General features: G+C 44.3%; 3 protein-coding genes and 1 pseudogene. All 4 read right to left on the bottom strand.

Features of this window, described 5'->3' with window-relative positions; translation table 11 throughout:
• Positions 1 to 184: pseudogene (locus VIN08_RS09895) on the bottom strand (hypothetical protein); the annotation flags it as partial.
• Positions 185 to 385: 201 nt separating this feature from the next.
• Entirely contained in the window at positions 386 to 982 is a 597-nt protein-coding gene (locus VIN08_RS09900) for a bifunctional nuclease family protein (protein WP_331963913.1), read from the bottom strand.
• 71 nt (positions 983 to 1,053) lie between these two features.
• A complete protein-coding gene (locus VIN08_RS09905; RefSeq protein WP_331963916.1) occupies positions 1,054 to 2,007 on the bottom strand; it encodes an electron transfer flavoprotein subunit alpha/FixB family protein in 954 nt (317 codons plus the stop codon).
• 39 nt (positions 2,008 to 2,046) lie between these two features.
• Positions 2,047 to 2,787, bottom strand: coding sequence for an electron transfer flavoprotein subunit beta/FixA family protein (locus tag VIN08_RS09910; protein ID WP_331963919.1), 741 nt, complete (start codon positions 2,785 to 2,787; stop codon positions 2,047 to 2,049).
• Positions 2,788 to 3,172 lie beyond the last annotated feature (385 nt).

A 3,172-nucleotide genomic window follows, 5' to 3' on the forward strand; every position in this document is an offset into this window, starting at 1 on the left:
TGGTAACGTCCTTCTTGCCATCCAGCCACAGGCTTGCATCAAATTGAAAACGCCCTTCCGGCAATTCAATCACCGCACCATTCTCTGCATCGATAAATTGTGTTTGTATCTTCTTCTGAATTTCTTTTTGCGCCCATACCAGAACGGATATGCTGCACAATAAAATTGTGAGGAGGGTTCTCATAACAACTTGGTGGTTTTTATTAAAGATAGTGAAGAATGCGTAATGCAAAAAGCTGAAGGCCGAAAGCTGAAAGTTTAAAGCGGTGGTTCAACATTTAAGAATTCAGGTTCAATGTTGTATGGAAGTGGTCTATAATAAAAAAGCAGAAAGCTTCTTCAACTTTCTGCTTTTGCTTTATGCTTTTAGCTTTACACTTTCAGCTTAATTTCGCTTTCCCAGTTCATCACGAATTTTTGCTGCACGTTCGTAATCTTCTTTATCGATGGCTTCCTTGAGCAGCTCGTTGAGACGATCTACTGTATAGTTTTTGAAATCATCTTTACGTACTGCTTCTTTCTTTACTTTAGCTTTTTCGATCTTCGGTTCCGGCTTATCCTCCTCTGCTTCATCGGTGAGTACTATACCGGCTTCAGCCAAAATGTTTTCGTAGGTATAAATGGGAGAATCAAAGCGAAGCCCGATGGCAATAGCATCAGACGGTCTTGCGTCAATCTCTGTTTTCTTTAAACCATCGGAGCATACAATCTTGCCGAAGAATACACCTTCCTTCAAATCAGAGATGATGATCTCTTCTACTGTAAAGTGAAAGTTATTGGCGAAAGCCTTGAACAGATCATGTGTCATCGGACGATTCGGAATGATCTTTTCAATTTCAATGGCAATTGCCTGCGCCTCGAACATGCCTATAATAATGGGTAGCCTTCTGTTCCCTTCTGTTTCCCCGAGTACGAGTGCAAACGACCCTGTGGTTGACTGACTGGACGACAAGCCTAATATTTCAAGTTTGATTTTTTTCACGCTGCTATCTCTCTTCTGCGTTTGTAATACAACTTACACAAATCACCTGACTACGCATTGCTTCGCTACAATTATTTTGCGGCTTTTAAAGCAGCCGTCAGTTTAGGGACAACGTCAAAAGCATCTCCTACGATTCCGTAATCAGCAGCCTTAAAAAATGGTGCATCGGCATCTTTATTAATCACAACAATGTATTTTGAAGAGTTTACACCTGCCAGATGCTGAATTGCCCCCGAAATTCCCACAGCAATATAAAGCTGGGGAGCCACTTTCACACCTGTCTGGCCCACGTGTTCGTGGTGAGGTCTCCATCCCATATCCGATACCGGCTTACTGCAGCCCGTTGCTGCATGCAATGTTTTGGCAAGTTCTTCCAGAATGCCCCAGTGTTCAGGACCTTTCATGCCGCGGCCTCCGGATACAACAATGTTTGCTTCCGGCAACAATACTTCTCCGGTAGCCTTTTCAGACGAGAGTATCTTCACCGCGAAGTCTGCGTCTGATAATGAAACGGTATACGGTGTAACCGAAACAGTGCTGCCTACTTCTTTTGCTTCCGCTGCATTCTTCTTGAGGGCAATCACTTTCTTAGCCTTCTGCAAGGCTACGTTGGCAAATGCTTTACCGGTATAAATGCTGCGCTTTACTACAAAGCCCGCAGAAGTATCAGGCAGTTCAGTAACATTGGTCGCGAGGCTCGCTCCTATTTTAGCGGCCACGCGTGCTGCTACCGGTGTACCCAGCGATGAGTTTGCCAGCACGAGTATATCTGCACCTTCATCCTGCAGTGCTTTCTCTAATACAGCAGCGTATGCCTGGATGATTCCCTGGTTCAGTTTGTCATCGGCTGCGTGCAGTACTTTTTGTACTCCGTATTTTCCAAGAGCTTCGAGCTCTGCTTTATCAACAGTACCGAGTGCTATAGCAGTTACCGGGCCGCCCATGGCATGTGCGTATGAAACAGCTTCCAGTGATGTTTTCTTTATTTGTCCTTCTGCGCTTTCAACAAAAACGAGTATTGACATGTGCTTGGTTGTTTAAAATGGATGGATCGGTTGATCGGATTACAGTACTTTCGCCTCATTCTTTAATAATGTAACAAGCTCGGCTACATTATCGGCTGATATCATTTTAACAGCACCTTTGGGCGGTGGCAATTCAAACTTCTGAAGTTTAACACCACTGTCTACTGCTTTAGGTTCTACTACTTTCAACGGCTTGGTGCGTGCAGACATGATACCGCGCATGTTGGGTATCTTCCACTCTGCTATAGGTTCCTGGCATCCGGCCACGAAAGGAAGATTTACTTCCAGCGATTCTTTACCACCTTCGATCTCGCGCGCAAGTTTCGCTTGGGTGCCTTCTATATCCAGTTTCATTACGGGCGATACAGAGGGTATACCCAGCATCTCACCTACTATACCATGCACTACTCCACTATTATAGTCGATGGACTCGCGCCCCATGAGAATAAGATCATAGCCTACCGATTTGGCATGCTCTGCGATCTGCGCGGCAACAAAGAATGAATCGGTTGGTTCCGCATTCACACGTATAGCATCGTCTGCTCCAATCGCCAACGCTTTGCGAATGGTAGGTTCAGTATCAGCAGTACCAACATTAAGCACCGTTACTGTTGTGCCGGCATTGGCCTCTTTGATCTCGATAGCGCGGGCCAATGCATAATCATCGTACGGGCCGATGATGAACTGGACACCAGCAGGATCAAACTTGGTATTGTTATCAGTAAAATTGATTTTGGATGTGGTATCCGGAACGTGGGTTATACAAACTAAAATCTTCATCTCGCTCTAAATCAATAAGTTCGAAAGTGGTTTTTGGAAACAGGGCTCAAGATACAAAAAACCGGATACCCAATACTAAAATTTTGAAATTTCAGAACACCGTCATGTTATCATCGTGAAGACAACCTCTAAAAAATTATATGCCCGTATACCAACAACAGGTATGGTAATAATATTTATGTTTAAGCGCTGATAGAAGGTAGCAAATATACCATGAACCGACTTGACCAACTCCGGCAATTTATGAACGATGATCCGGATGATCCTTTCAACCGCTATGCCCTTGCACTGGAATATATAAAGTCTGATACCACGCAAGCTGCAGCGTTGTTTGATGAGCTGATGCAAAAACATCCCGACTACCTGCCTACATATTATCATGCCG

This window comes from Ohtaekwangia sp. (assembly GCF_036568665.1).
Classification (GTDB): Bacteria; Bacteroidota; Bacteroidia; order Cytophagales; family Cyclobacteriaceae; genus Ohtaekwangia.